The 21793-nt window shown below is 61.7% G+C and carries 20 protein-coding genes; 7 read left to right on the top strand and 13 right to left on the bottom strand.

Annotated features, from left to right (window positions below):
- Positions 1 to 14: 14 nt before the first annotated feature.
- The 3 genes from guaA to DESPR_RS00225 form a co-directional block, all read right to left on the bottom strand.
- On the bottom strand, positions 15 to 1565 hold the full coding sequence (gene guaA, locus DESPR_RS00235) for a glutamine-hydrolyzing GMP synthase (RefSeq protein ID WP_015722788.1): 1551 nt from the start codon (positions 1563 to 1565) through the stop codon (positions 15 to 17).
- A gap of 32 nt (positions 1566 to 1597) precedes the next feature.
- Entirely contained in the window at positions 1598 to 3061 is a 1464-nt protein-coding gene (gene guaB, locus DESPR_RS00230) for an IMP dehydrogenase (protein WP_015722787.1), read from the bottom strand.
- Between the two features lie 149 nt (positions 3062 to 3210).
- A complete protein-coding gene (locus tag DESPR_RS00225) occupies positions 3211 to 3453 on the bottom strand; it encodes a hypothetical protein (RefSeq protein WP_015722786.1) in 243 nt (80 codons plus the stop codon).
- A gap of 18 nt (positions 3454 to 3471) precedes the next feature.
- Here DESPR_RS00225 and DESPR_RS00220 point away from each other — a divergent pair, with 18 nt between their 5' ends.
- Positions 3472 to 4089 carry an L-threonylcarbamoyladenylate synthase gene (locus DESPR_RS00220; RefSeq protein ID WP_015722785.1) on the top strand — a complete coding sequence of 206 codons (618 nt, stop codon included), beginning with the start codon at positions 3472 to 3474 and terminating at the stop codon, positions 4087 to 4089.
- A gap of 124 nt (positions 4090 to 4213) precedes the next feature.
- On the opposite strand, the gene DESPR_RS00215 is transcribed toward DESPR_RS00220, so the two are convergent.
- The 4 genes from DESPR_RS00215 to DESPR_RS00200 form a co-directional block, all read right to left on the bottom strand.
- The gene (locus tag DESPR_RS00215) at positions 4214 to 4501 is read right to left on the bottom strand and encodes an HU family DNA-binding protein (RefSeq protein WP_015722784.1); all 288 of its coding nucleotides are present in this window, start codon (positions 4499 to 4501) and stop codon (positions 4214 to 4216) included.
- Positions 4502 to 4649: 148 nt separating this feature from the next.
- Positions 4650 to 6383, bottom strand: a complete 1734-nt coding sequence (locus tag DESPR_RS00210; RefSeq protein ID WP_015722783.1) for a 30S ribosomal protein S1 — start codon at positions 6381 to 6383, stop codon at positions 4650 to 4652.
- 212 nt (positions 6384 to 6595) lie between these two features.
- Positions 6596 to 7279 carry a hypothetical protein gene (locus tag DESPR_RS00205; RefSeq protein ID WP_015722782.1) on the bottom strand — a complete coding sequence of 228 codons (684 nt, stop codon included), beginning with the start codon at positions 7277 to 7279 and terminating at the stop codon, positions 6596 to 6598.
- Between the two features lie 82 nt (positions 7280 to 7361).
- Positions 7362 to 8534, bottom strand: coding sequence for a type IV pilus twitching motility protein PilT (locus DESPR_RS00200; RefSeq protein ID WP_015722781.1), 1173 nt, complete (start codon positions 8532 to 8534; stop codon positions 7362 to 7364).
- 103 nt (positions 8535 to 8637) lie between these two features.
- Between DESPR_RS00200 and ilvD the strand changes: the two genes are divergently transcribed.
- Positions 8638 to 10467 carry a dihydroxy-acid dehydratase gene (gene ilvD / locus DESPR_RS00195; protein WP_081458068.1) on the top strand — a complete coding sequence of 610 codons (1830 nt, stop codon included), beginning with the start codon at positions 8638 to 8640 and terminating at the stop codon, positions 10465 to 10467.
- A gap of 139 nt (positions 10468 to 10606) precedes the next feature.
- On the top strand, positions 10607 to 11044 hold the full coding sequence (locus tag DESPR_RS00190) for an acyl-CoA thioesterase (RefSeq protein WP_015722779.1): 438 nt from the start codon (positions 10607 to 10609) through the stop codon (positions 11042 to 11044).
- Here DESPR_RS00190 and DESPR_RS00185 read toward each other — a convergent pair.
- From DESPR_RS00185 to fumC, 3 genes are all read right to left on the bottom strand, one after another.
- Positions 11041 to 11880, bottom strand: coding sequence for an HDOD domain-containing protein (locus tag DESPR_RS00185; protein ID WP_015722778.1), 840 nt, complete (start codon positions 11878 to 11880; stop codon positions 11041 to 11043). The genes DESPR_RS00190 and DESPR_RS00185 overlap by 4 nt on opposite strands.
- A gap of 1 nt (position 11881) precedes the next feature.
- Entirely contained in the window at positions 11882 to 13744 is a 1863-nt protein-coding gene (locus DESPR_RS00180) for a GspE/PulE family protein (RefSeq protein ID WP_015722777.1), read from the bottom strand.
- Between the two features lie 138 nt (positions 13745 to 13882).
- Complete coding sequence (gene fumC, locus DESPR_RS00175) at positions 13883 to 15289, bottom strand: class II fumarate hydratase (protein ID WP_015722776.1); 1407 nt, start codon at positions 15287 to 15289, stop codon at positions 13883 to 13885.
- Between the two features lie 212 nt (positions 15290 to 15501).
- Here fumC and DESPR_RS00170 point away from each other — a divergent pair, with 212 nt between their 5' ends.
- Entirely contained in the window at positions 15502 to 16428 is a 927-nt protein-coding gene (locus DESPR_RS00170) for a cation diffusion facilitator family transporter (protein WP_015722775.1), read from the top strand.
- Positions 16429 to 16442: 14 nt separating this feature from the next.
- On the opposite strand, the gene DESPR_RS00165 is transcribed toward DESPR_RS00170, so the two are convergent.
- The gene (locus tag DESPR_RS00165; protein ID WP_169701479.1) at positions 16443 to 17819 is read right to left on the bottom strand and encodes a diguanylate cyclase; all 1377 of its coding nucleotides are present in this window, start codon (positions 17817 to 17819) and stop codon (positions 16443 to 16445) included.
- Positions 17820 to 18088: 269 nt separating this feature from the next.
- Here DESPR_RS00165 and DESPR_RS00160 point away from each other — a divergent pair, with 269 nt between their 5' ends.
- From DESPR_RS00160 to DESPR_RS00150, 3 genes are all read left to right on the top strand, one after another.
- A complete protein-coding gene (locus DESPR_RS00160; RefSeq protein ID WP_015722773.1) occupies positions 18089 to 19042 on the top strand; it encodes an aldo/keto reductase in 954 nt (317 codons plus the stop codon).
- Between the two features lie 12 nt (positions 19043 to 19054).
- Positions 19055 to 20437 (top strand): ATP-binding cassette domain-containing protein, encoded by a 1383-nt coding sequence (locus DESPR_RS00155; RefSeq protein ID WP_015722772.1) that lies wholly within the window; start codon positions 19055 to 19057, stop codon positions 20435 to 20437.
- A gap of 202 nt (positions 20438 to 20639) precedes the next feature.
- Positions 20640 to 21194, top strand: a complete 555-nt coding sequence (locus tag DESPR_RS00150; protein ID WP_015722771.1) for a gamma carbonic anhydrase family protein — start codon at positions 20640 to 20642, stop codon at positions 21192 to 21194.
- Positions 21195 to 21228: 34 nt separating this feature from the next.
- Here the strand turns inward: DESPR_RS00150 and DESPR_RS00145 are convergent, their stop codons facing one another.
- Both DESPR_RS00145 and DESPR_RS00140 read right to left on the bottom strand, forming a co-directional pair.
- Positions 21229 to 21525, bottom strand: a complete 297-nt coding sequence (locus DESPR_RS00145) for an isoamylase early set domain-containing protein (RefSeq protein WP_015722770.1) — start codon at positions 21523 to 21525, stop codon at positions 21229 to 21231.
- A 62-nt stretch (positions 21526 to 21587) separates the two neighbouring features.
- Entirely contained in the window at positions 21588 to 21791 is a 204-nt protein-coding gene (locus DESPR_RS00140) for a hypothetical protein (RefSeq protein WP_043769407.1), read from the bottom strand.
- Between the last annotated feature and the right edge of the window lie 2 nt (positions 21792 to 21793).

Raw genomic sequence — 21793 nt, 5'->3', positions numbered from 1 at the left:
TTTTTCCCTGCCGCTCACTCCCACTCGATGGTCGCCGGCGGTTTGGAGGAGATGTCGTAGACCACCCGGTTAACACCGCGGACCTCATTGATGATCCGGTTGGAAATACGGCCGAGCAGATCGTAGGGCAACTGCGACCAATCGGCGGTCATCGCATCCCGGCTATCCACGCAGCGCAGGGCGATGACGTGCTCGTAGGTGCGGCCGTCGCCCATGACCCCCACGGTCTGGATCGGCAGGAGCACGGCAAACGACTGCCACACCTTGCGGTACCAGCCGGCGTCCTTCATCTCCTCCAGGACGATCACGTCGGCCTGGCGAAGGATGCGCAGCCGCTCGGCGTTGATTGCCCCCATGATGCGAATACCCAACCCCGGACCGGGGAATGGCTGGCGGTAAATGGCCTCCTCGGGCAAGCCCAACTCCAGCCCCAGCTCGCGCACCTCGTCCTTGAACAGCTCCCGCAAAGGCTCGATGAGGTCGAGCTGCATGCGCTCGGGCAGGCCGCCGACGTTGTGGTGCGACTTGATCGGCGCCTTGCCGCGAAAGACCACCGATTCGATCACATCCGGGTAGAGGGTGCCCTGGGCCAGGTACCGGACCTTGCCCAGCTTCTTGGCCTCGGCCTCGAAGATCTCGATGAAACCGTAGCCGATGCGCTTGCGCTTCTCCTCGGGGTCGGCCACCCCGTCCAGGGCGTTGAGGAAAAACTCGGTGGCATCGACATCGATGACCGTGAGGCTGGTTTTCTCGCGGAAGAAGCGGAGCACGCTTTCCGACTCGCCGGTACGCATCAGGCCGTTGTTGACATGGATGCAGGTCAGCTGATCACCGATGGCCCGGTGCACCAGGGCCGCGACCACCGAGCTGTCGACCCCGCCGGACAGGGCGCAGATCACCCGGTCGCTCCCGACCTTGGCGCGGATCTCGGCCACCGTGCTGTCGATGAACGAGTGCATGGTCCAGTCGGGGCGGCAGCCGCACAGGCCGAAAATAAAGTTGCGCAGCACATCGGTGCCAATCAGGGTGTGGGCCACCTCCGGATGGAACTGGACGCCGACAAAGGGGTTCTCGCCGTGGCGGATGGCGGCATAGGGGGAGTGGCCGCTGGTGGCGGTGACCACGAACCCCGGAGCCAACTCCTCGATGCGGTCTCCGTGGCTCATCCACACCTGGTAGTGGGCCGGCGCGACCTCCATGCCGGCGAACAGACCGCCGGTGTATGCGATATTGAGCTGGGCCTTGCCGAATTCGCGTTTCTCGGCCCGCTCCACCCTGCCGCCCAGTTGCACGGTCATCAGTTGGGCGCCATAGCAGATACCGAGCACCGGCACGCCGAGTTCAAAGACACCGGGATCGCTGATCGGCGCATCGTCGTCGTAAACGCTGGCCGGGCCACCGGAGAGGACGATGCCGGTGGGCCGCAAGGCCGCCAGCCTGTCGAGGGGCAGGGTGTAGGGGTGGATCTCACTGTAGACCTTCTGCTCGCGGATGCGACGGGCGATCAGCTGGGTGGTTTGCGAGCCGAAATCAAGGATGATGATTTTTTGCGTGTGGGTGGACATGGCTGCCTATGCGGATGGGATTGGTGGAAAAATTAAAGCCCTTCGGTTCGATAATTCGGTGCCTCTTTGGTGATGATCACATCGTGGACGTGCGACTCGCGCAGGCCGGCGGTGGAGATCTGGACAAAGCGGGCCTTCTGGTGCAGCTCCTCGATGGTGGCCGCGCCAGTGTATCCCATGCCGGATCGCAGGCCGCCGAGCAGCTGGTAGATCATTTCCGAGATCGGACCGCGGTAGGGGACCTTGCCCTCAATCCCCTCGGGTACCAGCTTGCTGCTCTGGCTGTCCTGGAAATACCGGTCGCCGGACCCCTCCTTCATGGCGCCGATCGATCCCATGCCCCGGTACCCCTTGTATTTCCGTCCCTGGTAGAGGAAGGTTTCGCCCGGAGTCTCGTCGGTGCCGGCAAAGAGCGAGCCGATCATCACCGAATGGGCGCCGATGCCGAGCGCCTTGCAGATGTCGCCGGAAAACTTGATACCGCCGTCGGCGATCACCGGAATACCGTGTTTGGAAGCTGCCTCGACGCAGTTTTTCAGGGCGGTCAACTGCGGGACGCCCACGCCGGCGACAATGCGGGTGGTGCAGATCGATCCCGGGCCAACACCCACCTTGACCCCGTTGACTCCGGCCTTGATCATTGCCTCGGTGGCCTCGCCGGTGGCGATATTGCCGGCGATCACCGGCAGATCGGGGAAGCTGGCCTTGATCTCCTGCAGGGCACGGAGGATGCCGGCGGAATGGCCGTGGGCGGAATCGAGCACCACCACGTCGACCTTGGCCTTGACCAGGGCCTCGGTGCGCGGCAGCAGATCGGGGCCTACTCCCAGAGCAGCGCCGGCCAGCAGGCGGCCCATGGAATCCTTGGCCGCGTTGGGGTATTGCTTGATCTTCTCGATGTCCTTGATGGTGATCAACCCCTTGAGCCGGCCGTTGTCGTCGACAATCAACAGTTTCTCGATGCGGTGCTCGTGCAACAAGGCCTTGCAGTGGGGCAGATCGATGCCCACCGGCGCGGTGACCAGGTTCTTGCTGGTCATCACGTCGTTGACCCGCAGGCCGTCGTCGGACACGAACCGCAGGTCGCGGTTGGTGACGATGCCCACCAGCTTGTCGCCGTCGATGACCGGCAGGCCGGAGATGCGGTAGGTGCGCATAATCTGCTGTACCTCGGCCACGCTCTGGTAGGGGGAAACGGTGATCGGGTCGGCGATCATGCCGGATTCGGACTTCTTGACCCGTTCCACCTCCTTGGCCTGCTGTTCGATGCTCATGTTCTTGTGGATGATGCCGATCCCGCCCTCCCTGGCCATGGCTATGGCGGTCTGGTGTTCGGTGACCGTGTCCATGGCCGCGCTGAGCAGCGGCGCCTGGAGATCGATGGTGTCCGTGAGCCGGGTTTTCAGGGAAACCTCCGAGGGAAGAACTTCGGAAGCGCCCGGCACCAGGAGGACATCGTCAAAGGTGAGGGCCATGGGAATTGTCTGCTGAAACATATACGCTCCTTGTCTGCTGGAGTAAAAACACGGGAAGCAACTCCGTCCCGTTGATGCATGTATGTGTATTGTCTGGTCGCGCCTGCGGGACGTTGCCGCAGGGTATGGACGATCGGACGGTTGACTGAGGCCGTAGCAGCAGTCATCTTTTAAGCGGGATCCGTTCCGAATTGGGGAATTGTCCCCTGCCCGTTTTTGGAAAAAGTGAATGGGTTGCTGGGAAAATAGTTATTCTCTAGCATGTTCGCATCTAAAATGAAATACATGCGAGCGAAAAAACCAATGGCCTTTTCCGGCCGTTCCTGCTTAAGTATCCGGTTCGCTGATTTCCCGTCACCAATGCGCTCCAAGGCTCGCACTGCGGAACACGGATCGCGCATCTTTTTGACCACGAATACTTCCTTGTTCCTATGGCACGAATTGTCGAGATCAATCCCATCAACCCGCAGCCGCGTCTGATCGCCCAAGCGGTGGACATTCTCCAACATGGCGGCGTCATCTGCTACCCCACCGACACCATGTACGGTGTCGGTTGCGACATCTTCAACCAAAAGGCGGTCAAGCGGGTCTATCAGATCAAACGACGCCCCAAGGACAAGCCCTTCAGCTTCATGTGCGCCTCGCTAACCAACATCAGCCAGTATGGCCATGTCGGCAACACCGCCTATCGGCTGATGCGCAAGAATTTGCCCGGTCCCTACACCTTCGTCCTGTCCGGAACCAAGATGGTGCCGAAAATCATGCTCACCAAGCAGAAAACCGTGGGCATCCGCGTCCCCAACCATCCGGTCTGCTTGGCAATGCTCGAACTCCTGGGCAACCCGGTACTCAACACCAGCGCCATGATCGAGGACGACGACCAGCCGGTTCGTACCGCCATGGATGTCGAACGCCTCTTCGGCAAGCAGGTGGATCTGATCATTGACAGCGGCGAGATCGTTCCTGCGCCGTCCTCGGTCATTTCCCTGCTCAGCGAACAGCCGGAGGTGCTGCGCGAGGGGCGGGGCGACATCAGCGCCTTTCTCTGATCTTTCTTCTCCCGCCGGGTTCCCCGCTTGGGGGAAACGCCTCCAGCTGCTTGTGCGTTATTGAATAAAAAAAGACCGAACCCGCCAACGGGGTTCGGTCTTGTCACCATGCAACAATTGCGCGTTATTCGACTTCGTCGATCAGCACTTCCTTGAGCGATTTGCTCATGGTGAAGTGCAAGGTTTTGCGGGCGGGAATATTCATCATCTTGCCGGTTTTCGGATTCTTGGTGGTGCGCGGCTTTCGGGTCCGCACGGAAAAACTGCCGAACCCGCGGATTTCCACCCTCCTCTCCTCGGCAAGCGCCTGCGAAATCTCTTCGAGTATGATTTCCACGGCTTGCGCTATATCCTGTTTGTAATAGTCGCCAAGCTGTTCGGAAACTTGATTGACCAATTCACGCTTAAGCATGATATGCATTCCTTTTAACCAGCCGCATGTCGGCAAGCGACTCGCGCCGCTTGCTGCGGGTAATAGAAAGGGCGTTTCACCTTACCTTTTTGCCTATTCGGTCAGGTGAAACACCCGTTGCGTTACAGCCGAACAAGAGACTGACGTCTTACTTGTTGATATCCTCACCCGCGGCTGCTTTCAGCAGGTCGCCAAAGGTCGACGCACCTCCGCTTTGCGCCTTTTGCAGATATTCCTCGGGAATGGCGCCGTTGTTGTCTTCCTTCTCCTGCAACGCCTTCACCGAGAGACCAATCTTGCGGTCATCAGCGGACACGTTGATCACCATGGCCTTGAGGGTATCGTTGACGTTGAACATGCCCACCGGGGTCTTGACCTTGTCCTTGGAGATCTCGGACACGTGGACCAAGCCTTCGATGCCTTCCTCCAGCTGGACAAAAACGCCGAAATCGGTCACGTTGGTGATGGTTCCCTCAACGGTGGAACCGATCGGATAGTTGCTGGAGGCCGCCTGCCAGGGATCGGGCTCCAACTGTTTGACGCCCAGGGAGAAACGCTCGTTTTCCTTGTCGATCTTGAGCACCACCGCTTGGATGGTCTCGCCCTTGGAGTATTTCTCCGACGGATGCTTGATCCGCTCGGTCCAGGACAGATCGGACACGTGAATCAGGCCGTCGATCCCCTCTTCGATCCCGATAAAAATACCAAAGTCGGTGATATTCTTGATCTTACCCTCGATGACCGAACCTACCGGATAGCTCTCTTCCACCACATCCCAGGGATTGGGCTGCAGCTGCTTCATACCCAGGGAGATCCGCTTGGTCTCGGCCTCGACCTTGAGCACCTGCACCTCGATCTCCTCTCCCACGCCGACGATCTTGGAAGGATGGCGCGGTTTCTTCGACCAGCTCATCTCGGAGATGTGGACCAAGCCCTCGACGCCCTCTTCCAGCTCGACAAACACACCGTAGTCGGTGATCGAAACCACCTTGCCCTTGACGCGGGAACCCGGCGCATACTGTTGGGGCACGCGCTCCCACGGATCGGACTTGAGCTGCTTGACACCCAGGGAAACACGGTCGGAGTTCTTGTCGTACTTGAGAATTTTGACCTCGATTTCCTCGCCGACCGTGTACAGCTTGGAGGGGTGGGAAACCCGGCCCCATGACAGATCGGTGATGTGGCAGAGGCCGTCCATGCCGCCCAGGTCGATGAACAGACCGTAGTCGGTGATGTTGGTGATGGCGCCGCGAATGATCTGGCCCTCCTGGAGGGAAGTGCGCATCTGCTCGCGCAGGGCGGTGCGCTGATTCTCGAGGATCGCGCGGCGGGAGATGACCACGTTGTTCCGTTTGCGGTTGAACTTGAGAATCTTGAACTCAAAGGTCTGGCCGATCAGGCTGTCCAGATCCTTGACCGGGCGCAGATCGATCTGCGAATAGGGGAGAAACGCCGGTACACCGATATCAACCGACATGCCGCCCTTGACCCGGTTATCGATACGGCCCTCAATTGTCCCGTCTTCCTCCTGAATCTTGGCAATCTGCTCCCAGACTTTGATGGCAATGGCTTTTTCGCGGGAAAGCAGCAGGCCGCCTTCATCCTTGCGTTTCTCGATAAAGACTTCGAACTGGTCGCCGATCTTGATTTCCCGTTCCGGATCCTCATGGCGGAATTCAGAGAGCGGAATGAAGCTCTCCGCCTTGTCGCCAACGTCGATCAGCACGGCGTCGCTGCTCAAGCCAACGACGGTGCCAAGGGCAACCTCACCGACATTGATCACGGTGTTGTTGTCTTCCTGTTCAAACAGCTCCGCAAAGCTCATTTCCTCAAAGCTGGTGTCATCTGCCGCAAATGCGGGTTGAGTTCCGTTTTTTGTCATGGAATGTTCCTGTGGTGACCGCAGACGGTCTTTGATAAGTGGTTGACAAGGCGGAAAAGGGGAGATTTTTCCGCTCTATGGACTAAGGCTAGTCTATTTACCAGAGTTTTTTTTGAAAAACAACTGTTTCCTCTTGAAAAAAGGTATTTCTTTGCCTACTCCAGCCGGTTTGCCGACCGCGCGAATGGGGGAAAAACCGGCCGGCCCCGTGCTCAGCGCTTGCCGTAGGCGTTGAGCTCTTCCAGGAAGGGGCCGAACAGCTCTTCGTAGGCGGGGATGGCCTTGCGCAGGATGATATCGAGATGGGGCAGATCAGCGGTATTGACGGTCAGGTTGGCGCTGTAGGCCAGGGCTTCCAGGTTGTAGAGGGTATGAAGGGTCGCTCCAATGAGGATGTAGAAGATATAGCGCCTGCGGTCCATGGACAGGTGGCGCATGAAGGTGTGAAAGGAGGCCTGGTGCAGCCCGCCCTCCATCTTGGGATCAAAGACAACACAGGAAAAATTGGCAAACCGCATCCGCTCCAGGGCATCGGTCACCGTATCCGCCGGGAAGACCTGGTACCCCACGGCCTCCAGCGCCTCACCGATGCGCGTGCGCTGCTCGCCGGGCGGGTGCAAGACCAGAGCCATGGGAACATCCTCGACCTTTTCCTCACCCTGGAACAGGCCGGTCTGCAACCAGTCGAGGTTCGGCGGCTGAGGCGGCTGCACCCTCTTGCCGGGAGCTTGCGGCGGCATCCCCGACTTGTCCAGGGCGATGGCCTCGCGGCACAGGGGACACTTCATGGTCAGCAATTTCCCTGAAACAAGCTGCGACAACGCCTGTTCGAGGCGGCTGATCTGCTCGTCGGTGAAATGAAGCGACTGTTGGCAATTGGGGCATTGGGTCAGCATGATGACTCCTGTCGGTTTGAGGGGGACGGCAAACATCGATCAGCGGGCCTTGCAGAGAGGCGGCAGACGCTTCGTCCTGCGTTCATCGCCGGTAGGGATCGTCCTCGTGCTGCTCCATGCGCAGATCGTCGATGGACGATGTTCGTTCGCCGCGGGCCGCCTTGATCGTGTCCATGCCCCGTTTGATCTCACTGCGGTGAGAGGCATAGAGCGTGGCCGACTCTTCGGTGATCAAGCCGGCTTCAAACAGTTCCAGCAGGTGCTGGTCAAAGGTGCGCATGTCGCGGGAGGAGCCGGCCTTGATGACGTTATAGAAGGTCTTTTCCTCGGTCTCGCCGTTGATGATCAGATCCCGGACCCGCAGGCTGGTACAGAGGATCTCCAGGGCAGCCACCCGGCCACCGCCGACCCGTGGCAGCAGCCGCTGGCTGACCACCCAGCGGATGGTATCGGCCAGCCGGTTGCGGATCTGCGGCTGCTCGTCCTGCTCGAACATGCCCAGCACGCGGTTGATGGTTTGCCCGGCATCGATGGTATGCAGGCTGGAAAAGACCAGGTGGCCGGTTTCGGAGGCGGACAAGGCGATCTCCAGGGTCTCCCGGTCGCGGATCTCGCCAACGAGGATGACCTTGGGCGCCTGGCGCAGGGCGGCGCGCAGGCCACCCGCAAAGGTATCGAAATCGTCGCCCATTTCCCGCTGGTTGAAGGTGGCCTTCTTGTGGGGATGGACGTACTCGATCGGGTCCTCAAGGGTGACAATGTGCACCGGCCGTTCTTCGTTGATCAGGTTGAGGATGGCGGCCATGGAGGTGGTCTTGCCCGAACCGGTGGCGCCGGTGAACAGGATCAAGCCGTTGACCTCGCGAGCCATCTTGACGAAGGCATCGGGGAAATGAAACTTCTGGATTGAGGGAATGGTGGTTTCCAGTTTTCGCAGCACCGAGGTGTAATACCCCTTCTGAGAGAAAATGTTGACCCGGAAACGAACCTTGTCGTTCAGGCTATACGATAGGTCGCAGGAGCCCTTGGTGACCAAGTCGCGCAGCAGGCGGCGGTTGCCGCCGATCAGGTTGAGGGCAAAGACCTCGGTCTGAAAGGGGGTCAGTTCGGTCACCGGCGGTTCGACATCGACCGGCACCAGCACGCCATCGCTTTCCACCTGCAGCGTTTTGCCCACGGTCAGGTTGAGGTCGGAAACCCGCTCGTGTTTGTTCAGCATGGCGGTGATCCAGTAGTTAATCTCCTGTTGTTTCATAGGCCTCACCAGTATAGAATTGACAAAGTGTGTACTATGGGTTCTATCGCTTAGGCGGCAAAAGACAAGAAAAAAATTATTTCAGTGAGTTGAGGTGAGGATGATGGCAAATCCACTGCGGAGCGCGGCAACAACGGAAGGCAGACGAATGGCGGGCGCCCGGGCCCTGTGGCGGGCCAACGGCATGCGGGAGGAACAGATCGGCCGGCCGGTGATCGCGGTGGTCAACTCGTTTACCCAGTTCGTGCCCGGCCACGTCCATCTGCACGCGATCGGTCAACGAGTGAAACAGAAAATCGAGAGCCTGGGCTGCTTTGCCGCCGAGTTCAACACCATCGCCATTGACGACGGCATCGCCATGGGCCATGACGGCATGCTCTACTCCCTGCCCTCCCGCGACCTGATCGCCGATTCGGTGGAATACATGTGCAACGCCCACAAAGCCGACGCCATGGTCTGCATCTCCAACTGCGACAAGATCACCCCCGGCATGCTGATGGCGGCGATGCGGCTCAACATCCCGGCCATTTTCGTCTCCGGCGGGCCGATGGAGGCCGGCCGGGCCGGCAACAAGGCGCTCGACCTGATCGACGCCATGATCATGGCCGCGGACGAGGGCGTCAGCGACAACGAGGTGGCCGAAGTGGAACGCTCCGCCTGTCCAACCTGCGGTTCCTGCTCGGGCATGTTCACCGCCAACTCGATGAACTGCCTCAACGAGGCCCTCGGCCTGGCCCTGCCGGGCAACGGTACCGTGGTCGCCACCCATGCCGCCCGCCTGGAACTGTTCGACCGGGCCGCCGAACGGATCGTCACCATGTGCGAGGCCTGGTACGGGAGGGGCGACGGCTCGGTGCTGCCCCGCTCCATCGCCAGCCTGGCCGCCTTCAAGAACGCCATGGCGCTGGACATCGCCATGGGCGGCTCGACCAACACCGTGCTCCACATCCTGGCCATCGCCCATGAAGCCGGGGTGAACTTCACCATGGCCGACATCGATGCACTGTCGCGCCGGGTGCCGAACCTGTGCAAGGTGGCGCCGAGCTCCTCCTACCACGTGGAGGACGTCAACCGGGCCGGCGGCATCCTCGGCATCCTGGCCGAGCTGGATCGCGGCGGCCTGCTCGACACCAGCGTCCAGCGAGCCGATGGCCTGACTCTGGCACAGGCCCTGGAGCAGTACGACATCATGCGGCCGGAGGGCGGCGAGGCGGCGAAAAATCTCTACCGCAGTGCGCCCGCCGGGGTGCGCAACCTGGTGATGGGCTCGCAGAACACCCTCTATCCGGAACTCGACACCGACCGAAAGGGTGGCTGCATCCGTGACATGGCGCACGCCTATTCCAAGGACGGCGGCTTGGCCGTGCTCTACGGCAACATCGCCGAGAAGGGCTGCATCGTCAAGACCGCCGGAGTCGACGCTTCCATCCTCCACTTCACCGGCAAGGCCAAGGTCTACCACTCCCAGGAAGAGGCCTGCGAGGCCATTCTCGACGGCACGGTCGAGGCCGGAGACGTGGTCTTCATTCTTTACGAAGGTCCCAAGGGCGGCCCGGGGATGCAGGAGATGCTCTACCCCACCTCGTACTTGAAATCGCGCCATCTTGGGGCGGCCTGCGCCCTGGTCACCGACGGCCGCTTCTCCGGCGGCACCTCCGGGCTGTCCATCGGCCACGTCTCGCCCGAGGCGGCCAGCGGCGGTGCCATCGCCCTGGTCCGCGAGGGGGACCGCATCGACATCAACATCCCGGAACGAACCATCTCCCTGCTGGTCAGCGAAGAGGAACTGACCTCCCGCCGCCTCGAGGAAGCGGCCCGGGGCGCCCAGGCCTTCACCCCAAAACGGGAACGGACCATCTCCAAGGCCCTGCAGGTCTATGCCCGCTTTGCCGCCTCCGCCGACCAGGGCGCGGTTCGCCTGCTCGATCAATGAGTGTCGCCGTGCCACCCGCGCCTTCCCACAGGGGCGGACGGCAGTATTCAGAACGGTCGGCGCTTGTCCGATTCGACCTGCGACTGGCCTGTGATGCGCAATCCGTCCATCCGCATGCCAAAGGAGTGAGACCTTTTTCATGAATCCGCCAACGGAACAGCAGGGACCGCAGGGCGAACTGTTGCTGCGGACCATGCCCATGCCGGCCGACACCAGCTTCAACGGCGATATCTTCGGCGGCTGGATCATGGCGCAGATGGATCTGGCCGGCAGCATGATGGCCAAGGAGGTGACCCGGACCCGGACCGCCACCGTGGCCGTGGAGAGCATGAAATTCATCAAGCCGGTGCGGGTGGGTGACGTGGTCTGCTGCTATGGCCGGGTGTTGCGGGTGGGCACCACCTCGGTGACCATCATGCTTGAGGTCTGGGTGCGACCGATCCTGCATGCGGGCAAGGACCAATTCACCACATTCAAGGTGACCGAGGCGGCCATCACCTACGTGGCCATCGGCGAGGACGGGAAAAAACAGCCGATCAACAGGGAACGGCTGCGGCAGGCGGGGGTCGAACTCTAGCTGGACAAGACGGCGGTGTCCTCGAGAACGATCTCCAGTTCGGCCAGATCGATCTCGGAAAGATTGAGCAGACTGGCCTCCAGGGTGGCGGGGAGCATGAGGTTCGGGTCGGCGGTCAAGCCGATGCCCAGCTTGTGGCAGACCAGGTTGGCCATGCGTACCAGCAACAGCAGGATATTCTTGTCGTCCGCCTCCGGCTGATGATGATCGCGGGCGATCATACAGAAATAGCCGGGCATGTTCCATTGGCCGAGCAGTTTGGCCCCTTCCCGGGCATGGAGCCGGTCCATGGCCTCCAGCAGCAGGGCGTCGGTGATCTTCAGGGCCTTGTTGCGGCGCTTGATCTGCTCGATGATCACCAAAATGAGCAGTTTGCCCACATCGTGAAACAAACCGGCGAAAAAGGCCTGGCTCTGGTCAACCCCGTAACTGTGGCGCCGGGCCAGCCACACCGTGCCATAGGCACACCCCACCGCATGCTGCCACAGTTTTTTCATCAGCAGATTGATCGTGTCATCGGCACTCTTGAAATGCTGCCGTGAGGCGGCCAGCACCACCACCTTTTCAATCTCCTTGATTCCCAATCGCATGATCGCCGCCCGCACCGTACCGATCTCGGCCAAACCGCGATAAAAAGACGAGTTGGCGATCTTCAGCACCTGGGTGGACAGGGCCTGATCGGCGGTGATGATTTTCTCGATCACCTGGATGTTCGGTTCCGACTTTGCCATCTCCTGCTGAATGCGGGCAGCGGCGGTATTGAACACCGGCAGGATGACCGCGTCGGATTCGATGAACCGGTTGACGACCTCGACCAGGGAAACGGAAGCAGCCATGTCAGATCCCTGCCAGACGGCGAAGTTCGGCCAGCGGGCGCGGCGGACTGAAGATGGGCAGGCAGCGCAGGATTTCATCGACCGTCGTGCTGCCCATGGCCGCCTTGACCAAACCGTCCTCAAGCAGGGTCATCAACCCGGAATGGTGGATGCTGATGGTCCGGATGTCGTAACTGGTTTTCTGCTCCAGGATGGCGGTGCGAACCCGCTCGTCGAGCACCAGCAGCTCGAACACCCCGATCCTCCCCTTGTAACCGCTCTGCTTGCACATCCTGCATCCCCTCCCTTTTTTGAAGCTGGCCCCGGCCAGATCGTTGACCGTGCAACGCAGCCGCTGCAACTGCACCGGTGTCGGCTTGGCGTCCACCGCACAGTGCGGGCACACCCGCCGCAGCAGCCGCTGCGCCAGCACGCTGACCACGGTGGACGACACGAGGAAGGGGGCGATGTCCATGTTGAGCAGACGGATCAAGCCGCCGATGGAGTCCTCGGTGTGAAAGGTGGACAGCACCTTGTGGCCGGTGAGCGCCGCCTGGACCGCCACTTCGGCGGAATAGGCATCGCGGATCTCGCCGATGACGATCACATCCGGGTCCTGGCGGACGATGTGGCGCAAGGTTTCCTCAAAGGTGAGGTCGATCTTGGGATCGATCGAGCATTGGGCCACCCCCTCGATCACGTACTCCACCGGCTCCTCGGCGGTGATGATGCTCACCTGGGGGCTCTTGAGGGCATGAATGCAACTGTAGATGGTCGAGGTCTTGCCCGACCCGGTCGGCCCGGTGACCAGGACCACGCCGCTGGGGTGGTAGACCGCATCCTCGAGAAAGCGGGACAGCATGCGCGGGGTCATGCCGATGGACTGCAGGTCGAACAGCTCCTGCTTGCGGTTGAGCAGCCGCAGGACGATCTTCTCGCCGTGGATGGTGATGAAGAAAGACAGCCGCAGGTCCAGCTGCCCCTCGTCGTACTCGAACAGGATGCGTCCGCCCTGATGGCGCCGCTTCTCGGTGATGTCCGCCTGGCAGAGGATCTTCAGCCGGCTGGTGAGCGCCGGGATGATCTCCTTGGGAAAATCCTTGAAGTGGTTGAGCACGCCGTCTTCGCGGAATCGAACCTGCAACCGGTCTTCCATGGGCTCGATGTGGATGTCGCTGGCGTTGTTCTTGATCGCCCCGAGGATGATCGAGTTGACCGTGCCGACCACGGTGGTGTTGTCCACCGCCAGGGTCCGGCTGCTTTGCTTTTCCGCCAGCAGCTCGACCGTCTTGCGGATGGATCGGCCCTGAGCGATGCTGGGCACGATGCCGGTGCCAAGGAAACGGCGGGCCACCTGCAGCGCCTCCTGGTCCAGGGGATCGGCAAAGGCCACCCGAATCGAACCGTCGTCGCTTTTGATGGGCACAAAGCCATGGGTAGTCATCAGGGCCTTGGGGATCTTGACGCAGCGGGCTTTGTCGATGTTGTTGAGTCCGGGCTCGATGAAGGGGTAGCCCATCTGGATGGAAAGGACCTCGATGAAGGTCTGCTCCTCGATGAAGTTGTGCCGGACCAGCACCTGGCCGAGCTTTTCCTGGGAGTCGCTTTCCCGCTGCAAACGGATGGCGGAGTCGAGATCGTCGGGCGAAATATGGCCCAGTTCCACCAGCAGGTCGCCGATGCGGATGGGCGAGGAGGAGGCTCGGAGAATTTCCTTGACGTCCTGGTCGGTGATGGACTTCAGATCCTTGAGGATCTTCAGCAGCGGCTGAAAAGTGGTCAGCTTGGCCTGTACCCTGGCCGCATGCTCCACCTGGGCCGGGGTGACCTTGCCCGCCTCCCGCAGCAGGCGAATGATGGGGCTGGTGATGGTGCTTGGGGTCATGGCTCTGCGCGCCTCATGGTAGCCGGTGTGGCGGCCGGTCGTCCTCTTCCGAGCGTTGCCATGAGTATACGAGCTGGTCTTTCCTACTTCAAGCTGTTCTTTCTCTCGCGGTAACTTTTTTTATTTATTGCAAAAATATCAACATCGCCCCTTGCGGCCAACAGGGCCGATCATCGCTTCCGGCCGCACCAGCCGATCAAACTCCTCGCCGCTGAGCAGGCCGAGTTGGATGGCCGCCTCGCGCAAGGAGAGGTGCTCGGCGTGGGCCTTCTTGGCGATGACCGCCGCCTTCTCGTAACCGAGGTGCGGGTTGAGGGCGGTGACCAGCATCAGCGAATGGCGCAGATGGTGGTCGATCCGCTCGGCCACCGGTTCGATGCCGCTGGCGCAGTGGCGGTCAAAGGAGTCAATCACGTCGGCCAGCAGGGTGGTCGACTGGAGGAAATTGTAGACGATCAGCGGTTTGAACACATTGAGCTCGAAATTGCCTTGACTAGCGGCAAAGCCGATGGCCGCGTCGTTGCCGAACACCTGGCAGACGGCCATGGTCGCCGCCTCGGCCTGGGTGGGGTTGACCTTGCCCGGCATGATCGAGCTGCCCGGTTCGTTGGCCGGGATGGTGATCTCGCCCAGGCCGCAGCGCGGGCCACTGGCCAGCCAGCGGACATCGTTGGCGATCTTCATCAGGTTGGCGGCCAGGGCCTTGACCGCGCCGTGGGCAAAAACCAGCTGGTCGTGGCTGGTCAGGCCGTGAAAGGTGTTGTCGAGCGCGTAAAAGACCTTGCCGGTATCGCCGCTGAGCTGGGCCGCGACCGCCGTCCCGAATCCTTCCGGGGCATTGAGGCCGGTGCCCACCGCCGTGCCGCCGATGGCCAGAAAGCGCAGATGTTCGAGGCTTTCGCGCAGCTGGCGCTGGTTGCTGGCTAGCAGGGCCGCCCAGCCGCCGATCTCCTGGCCGAGGGTCAGGGGGGTGGCGTCCTGAAGATGGGTCCGGCCGATCTTGACGATGCCGGCAAAGGCGTCGGCCTTGGCGGCCAGAGTGCGGCGCAGGGTTTCCACCGCCGGCAGCAACCGATCCTCCAGGGCATAGACCCCGGCCACGTGCATGGCCGAGGGAAAGACGTCGTTGGAGCTCTGCGACATGTTGACATGATCGTTGGGATGCACCGGCCGCGGCGGTTCCAGGCTGCCGGTGGCGAGGATGGCGGCCCGGTTGGCGATCACTTCGTTGACGTTCATGTTGCTCTGGGTGCCGCTGCCGGTCTGCCAGACGGCAAGGGGAAATTCATGGTCATGCTGCCCGGAGAGAATCTCGTCGCAGGCGCGAACAATCAGATCACGGATCGCGGCCGGCAGTTTGCCTTTCTGATGGTTGACCTCCGCGCAGGCCCGTTTCAGGCGAACCAGGCTGTCCACCAGCGCCAGCGGCATCCGCTCGTCGCCGATGTTGAAGTTGCGGCGGCTGCGCTCGGTCTGCGCGCCCCAGAGGCGATCGGCCGGAACCTCGATCGTGCCCATGGTGTCCTGTTCGATGCGATACTCCATCTCATTCCTCCGCATGTGGTGTTGCCCCATTGCCGTGGACCTCTCAGCCGGCACAACGGTGTGTTCGCGGATATGCCGCGGCAGCCCACCCGGTTCATCGGTGAAAAACTCATTACTTCCGCTGTGGATTTGGGTATAAGACAGCAAATTGCATCGGTCGTCAACATTGGGACCGGGACGGGAAAAACACGGCTGGCACGGGAGCATGCTGCATGCAGCAACATCCGCATTTGAATCCAGAGGAACAGCGACGTCACACAAGCATGCTCGCGGTCCAGGTGGGGCTGGCCGCCAACATCCTGCTGGCCGTGCTCAAGGCCGTGGTCGGCGTGGTCGGCCAGAGTCCGGCCCTGCTGGCCGACGGCATCAACTCGACCTCGGACGTGGCCTACGGCGTCGTGGTCTCCATCTTTGTCCGCCTGTCCGGTAAGCCGGCGGACCGGGAACATCCCTACGGCCACGACCAGCTGGAAAGCATCGCCGCGGTGGTGGTCGGGGCCTTTGTCGTCACCACCGCCATCGCCATCTTCTGGCATTCGGTGGATACGGCCTATGAGCTGCTGACCGTGCGCACGGACGCCTCCGGAGCCAGCCTCCTCGCCTTGTGGATTGCCCTGTTCGCCGTGCTGCTCAAAGGCGGCCTCACTCTCTGGACCTACGGCATCAGCCGCCGCACCGGCAACGTCGCCGTCCTGGCCCTGGCCCAGGACCACCGCAACGACATCTTTGCCTCATCGGCGGCGGCAATCGGCATCGTGTTCAGCCGCTTCGGCTTCCCATGGGTCGATCCGCTGGCCGGTGCGGTCGTCTCGCTCATCATCCTCCACACCGGCGTCGAGATCCTGCGGTCGGCCAGCGATGACCTCATGGACACCCTGCCCGGACGCGAACTGGCCCAGGAGATCCGCACCGCCCTGCACGAGGTGAACGGGGTGGAGGATATCGAGGAAGTGCACGCCCATCGCTTCGGCCCCTACCTGGTGGTCAACCTCACCATCGGAGTCGACGGCAATCTCAGCGTCAGGGCGGGCGACCGGATCGCCACCCAGGTGGAGGACATCCTGCTGGCGCGCATCGAATTTCTCCGGCGGGTCTATGTCCACTACCACCCGGTGGGCGGCAACGACCCGCAGGAGTGACCGCGGGCGTTGGATCAGCTTTCAGCCGTCTCCACCCGGTCGCGGCCGGCTCTCTTGGCACGATAAAGCGCCTGATCGGCCAGTTGCAGCAGGCCGCACGCCGAGGAGGGCCGGGCGCTCAGGAGCGAAGCCACGCCGATACTCACCGTCACCCGCCACTGGAGCCCCTGGTCGCGAAAGGGATGGGCGGCGATCAACCGGCGAATCTTCTCGGCCACGCATTTGGCCTGGCCCAGATCGGTATTGGGCAGGGCAACGACGAATTCCTCACCGCCGAATCGGGCGGCCAAGTCACCGCGGCGCACCGTTTCCTTGATCAAAGCGCCCACGGTTTTCAGGACATAATCGCCAAAACCGTGTCCACAGGTATCATTCACCTGCTTGAAATGGTCCAGGTCGAAAAACAGGCAGCTGACGTCGATACCGATACGCTGGGCCCTGGCAAAGGCCTCCTCAAAGGCTTCCTGAAAATAGCGTTTGTTGCGCAGGCCGGTCAGTGCATCGTTCACCGCCTTGTCATACAGATTCCTGTTCATTTCCTCCAGGCGGCGCATGTGACGCCTGAGCTGCAGATGCACCTGCACCCTGGCCAGCAGTTCCTCGGCAATGAACGGCTTGACCAGATAATCGGTGGCCCCAGCGCGGAACATCCGCAACACCGCGTTGGCGTCGCCCGAACCGCTGAGCGACAGCATGGGCAAATGCTCGGTTTCCGGAAGCTGGCGGCTGAGATGGATGAATTCATCCCCGCACATGATCGGCATGTCGAAATCGACAATGGCCAGATCGATGCGGTCGACATGTTCCTGCATCCGAGCATAGGCCTGCCTGCCATTGACCGCTTCAATGATCGACAGGCCGATCCGTTCGAGACAGGCGCCGACCATTTTGCGCACGCTCTGGTTGTCGTCGACCACCAGGGCGGTCATGCCGGAAAAAATGGATTGCGGCCGCAACACCTTGCAGACCGCGGCCGCGATATCGCCCCGGTCAAAAGGTTTGGAGATAAATTCCAGGCTGCCGAGGTGAAAACCGCGACTGCGATTTTCAAAGGTATCGTTGGCGCTGACAAACAGCACCGGAATCTGGGCCTCGGGATTGCCGAACAGCCCCTGCCGCTCCAGTGCCCGGAGTTGTTCGCAGCAGGCAAAGCCGTCCATCCGCGGCATGTCGATATCCAGGGTGATCAGATCCGGCGGCGTCTCCATCCCGCGCAGCGACATCAGGGTTTCCAGTCCATCGCTGCAGGTGACGACCGTAAACCCGGATGCCTCCAGCTCCTTCTGGATGATGGTCCGCATGGTGACGCTGTCGTCCGCCACCACCACGGTTTGTGGCCGCGTGGTTGATTGTGTCGGCAGATGTTCATTGTGCGCTGATCTTCGGTTCATTTCCGACACCGCGTCCCTGCTTGCGTGCTGTGCAGATTAGGCGGCGCCAACTTCGCGCGCGGGGAAAAAGACCACCGCGGCAACGAAAAAGTCCCGGATCGCCCTTTTCCCTCGCTACGGCCGCCGCCTTCAGGCCTGCTGTAATTTATTTGACGGATACGTACCTGCTCTTTACAGTAAATTTTCGCAACGTTCAATTCGGCAAAACGATTGCGCGCGGGCTTCTTTTTCCCTGCCGCCACGCCGAGAAACAGTTAGAGGAGAACACCATGCAAACGTATGCGCTCAACAGCGGCGACCGCCTTCCCGTCCTGGGCCTCGGCACCTGGAAAGCGGCGCCCGGCGCCGTCTATGGCGCGGTCAAGGATGCCCTGACCGCCGGGTACCGCCACATCGACTGCGCTCCGATCTACCAGAACGAGCCCGAGATCGGCCAAGCGGTGGCCGAAGCCATTGCCGCCGGCGTGGTCAGCCGGGCCGACCTATGGCTGACCTCCAAGCTGTGGAACGATGCCCATGCGCCGGAGCAGGTGCAACCGGCCCTGGAAAAAACACTGGCCGATCTTCGCGTCGACTCGCTCGACCTCTATCTCATTCATTGGCCAGTGCACTTCAAGCCAGGGGTCATGTTCCCCCGCCGCAGCGACGAGTACGTCGCTCTCGACGACCTGCCGATCAGCGCCACCTGGAAAGCGCTGGAGGCTTGCGTGGCCAAGGGGCTGACGCGCAATATCGGGGTGTGCAACTTCAGTCTCAAAAAACTCCAGGCCCTCTGCAACGCTGCCACCATCCAGCCGGCAATGAACCAGATCGAGCTCCATCCCTATCTGCAGCAGGAGGCCATGCTCGCCTTCTGCCGGGAGCGCGGCATCCTGGTTACCGCCTATTCGCCGCTCGGTTCGGGCGACCGGCCCACAGGCATGAAGAAGAGCGACGAGCCGACCCTGCTCGACCATCCGGTTATCCTACGGATCGCGGCCAAGCACGGGATCACCCCGGCCCAGGTGCTGCTGGCCTGGGGCCTTGGCCGCAAGACCGTGGTCATCCCCAAATCGGTCAACCCGGAACGGCTGCGACAGAACCTGGCGGCCGCCGATCTGGTGCTCGACGCCCAGGACATGGCCGACATCGGCGCTCTGGACCGGGGCTACCGCTTTGTCGACGGCGCTTTTTTCACCGGCTCCGGTTCGCCCTACACCCTCAGCGCCATCTGGGACGAATAACGGCGCCACCGCATGCTGGTCATTGATCGCCTGACGGCCGAGGGCTTGCGCATCGACCATTTCCGCGCCAGGCCGGGCGAGGCCTGGTGCCTGGTTGGCTCCAACGCTTCGGGCCTGGAGAAGCTGTGCGACCTGCTGGCCGGGGAGAGCCGTGCGTACCGGGCCGAAGCCCTACGCCTGCCTCCGGAGCTGGGTCTGCTCTCGTTCAAGGGCCAGCAATCGATCTTCGAGGAAGAACTGCGCAAGGACGACACCGACTTCCTCAACCGCCTCGATCCCGGCACCCCGGCCCGCGCCTTCCTCACCGATGTGGACGCGCACCGGGAGCTGATCAAGCTTTTTGCCCTGGATGCGCTGCTCGACCGGGGCTACCGCCAGCTCAGTTCCGGCCAGGCGCGCAAGCTCTGCCTGCTGCAGCAGATCACCCGGGGGGTGTCCTTCCTGGTGCTGGAAACGCCTTACGAAGGCCTTGACCAGGCCAGCTGCCGGGAGCTGAACCGGGTGTTGGCCGGATTGCGCGTCCAGGGGATGGGCCTGCTCCTCCTGGTCAACAACACCGCCGACATCCCGGACTGGTGCACCCATGTCGGCGGGTTGCACGCGGGCGCCCTGGTGGTCCAGGGGCCTCGCGCACAGGTGCTGGACGAGGTCAGGGAACTGCTGCGCCGGCAACCGCCGCTGTTTCGGGTCTCGGTGGCGGAACTGCGCGACGAGCGGCAGATGGATGGCAACGGCTGCGACAATCTGGTCACCCTGCGCCGCGGCTTTGCCCGCTATGGCGAGATCGAGGTCTTCAGCGGTCTTGAGCTGACCATCAACCGCGGCGACCATACCCTGATCACCGGCCCCAACGGCTGTGGCAAGTCCACCTTGTTGCAGATCATCACCGGCGATCACCCGCTGTGTTACAGCAACGACCTGTCCCTGTTCGGCCGGCGGCGGGGCAGCGGCGAGTCGATCTGGGAGATCAAGCGGCAGATGGGGATCGTCAGTGCCGATCTGCACCGCAACCACCGCATCGCCGGCAGCGCGCTGGCGATCGTGGTGTCGGGGCTGTTCGACTCGATCGGTCTCTACACCCGGCCAAACAGCGCCCAGGAACAGCTCGGCCGCCGGTGGCTGGCGCGGCTCGGCCTGGAGTCCAAGGCCGGCCAGCCCTTTCGTCGTCTGAGCTACGGCGAGCAGCGTCTGCTCCTGCTTGCCCGAGCCCTGATCAAGGTGCCGCGGCTTTTGATTCTCGACGAACCCACCCAAGGACTGGACGAATCCAACCGGTTGGCCTTGCTCGATTTTCTGGCCGGTATCGCCGAAGAGGAACTGGCCACCATGCTCTACGTCAGCCACCGTCCGGACGAGTTCCGCGATTTTTTCCGCCAGCAAATCAGCTTTCAATGAACCTCTGCCATCTGCGGATCACCCCTGCGGCGAGCGGCGAAGCTGTCCAGGGGAGGAAGCGGCGGTGACACGGCCTCAAGCGCTTGTGCAGCCAGGACACCATCCTTATTTTTGATGCATCGACTCCCGCGCCTGCCCCAGGCGTGGGGATCGGCCGGAGCCGGAACAACGGCCGCTGCAACTTCAACAACAGGAGGGAAAGATGATTTTATCGTATCGTGACTATCAACCGCAGGTCGGCAAGGGCGGCTGGGTGGCGCCCAACGCCACCCTCATCGGCGATGCGGTGCTGGGCGAGGATGTGTCCCTGTGGTTCGGCGTCATTGTCCGTGGCGACGTCCACCGCATTCGCATCGGCGCGCGGACCAACATCCAGGACCTCAGCCTGCTCCACATCACCCAGCACGAGGGCGCGGAGCGCAGCGACCAGGACGGCCATCCGACGATCATCGGCTGCGATGTCACCGTTGGTCACCGCGCCATTCTCCATGGCTGCACGGTGGGGGATCTCTGCCTGATCGGCATGGGGGCGATCATTCTTGACGGCGCGGTCATCGGCCGGGAATCGATCGTCGGCGCCGGCTCGGTGGTCACCCCCGGCAAACAGTTCCCGCCGCGCTCCCTGATCATGGGTACCCCGGCCAAGGTGGTTCGGGAGGTCAGTGATGCCCAAGTGCGGGAAATGCAGGCTTCATGGCGGCGATACGTGGACCTGAAAAACGAGTATCATCGGGCCAGGGTGGGTGACTGCTTTTAAGCCAACGCGCCTCAGTGGGTCGGCGGCGGTCGGCTCAGAGGGCCAGCACCGAGTTGGCCTCGCCGAACTCGTTGGGGGCATAACCGTCGGCCGCCGTGTCGTTGACCCACACTCCGCCGTCGAGCACATACCGAAAGCGATAGTTCTGCCCGGCCGGCAGGGAAAGAGTGGCGGAAAAACTGCCATCCTTGAGTTTTTTCATCGGGGTCGCCTGAAGCGACCAATCGTTGAAGTCGCCGGCCAGGACGGCGGTTTCCGCCTGCTCCTCGTTTTCGTATTTAAAGGTGACGCGACAGGCCGCGCCGGTTTTGGAATAACTTTTTTTCAGCATACACTGCTCCTTGCCTGGAAAAGGCGAATACACTTCAGACCGGAATGCTGTTCAACATATGGTTATTCAATGTAAATGAGGCAAAGCGCCCGGGCAAGCACTATCTCGCCGTCCGTTCCGTGATCGATGAGGGACAAGAAGCGTTGAACGACCAAAACGGCGGGCCGTTGCCTGCCGCTTTGGTCGATACCGCCTGATTCGCTTGCTTTGGCTTGACGGCCGCCATCATCTTCTTTAAAACCCCATGCACGTTTTCGCTCCTTCATTC

This window comes from Desulfobulbus propionicus DSM 2032 (genome assembly GCF_000186885.1).
GTDB classification, from domain to species: Bacteria; Desulfobacterota; Desulfobulbia; order Desulfobulbales; family Desulfobulbaceae; genus Desulfobulbus; species Desulfobulbus propionicus.
This window is presented reverse-complemented; position numbering and strand designations above follow the sequence as displayed.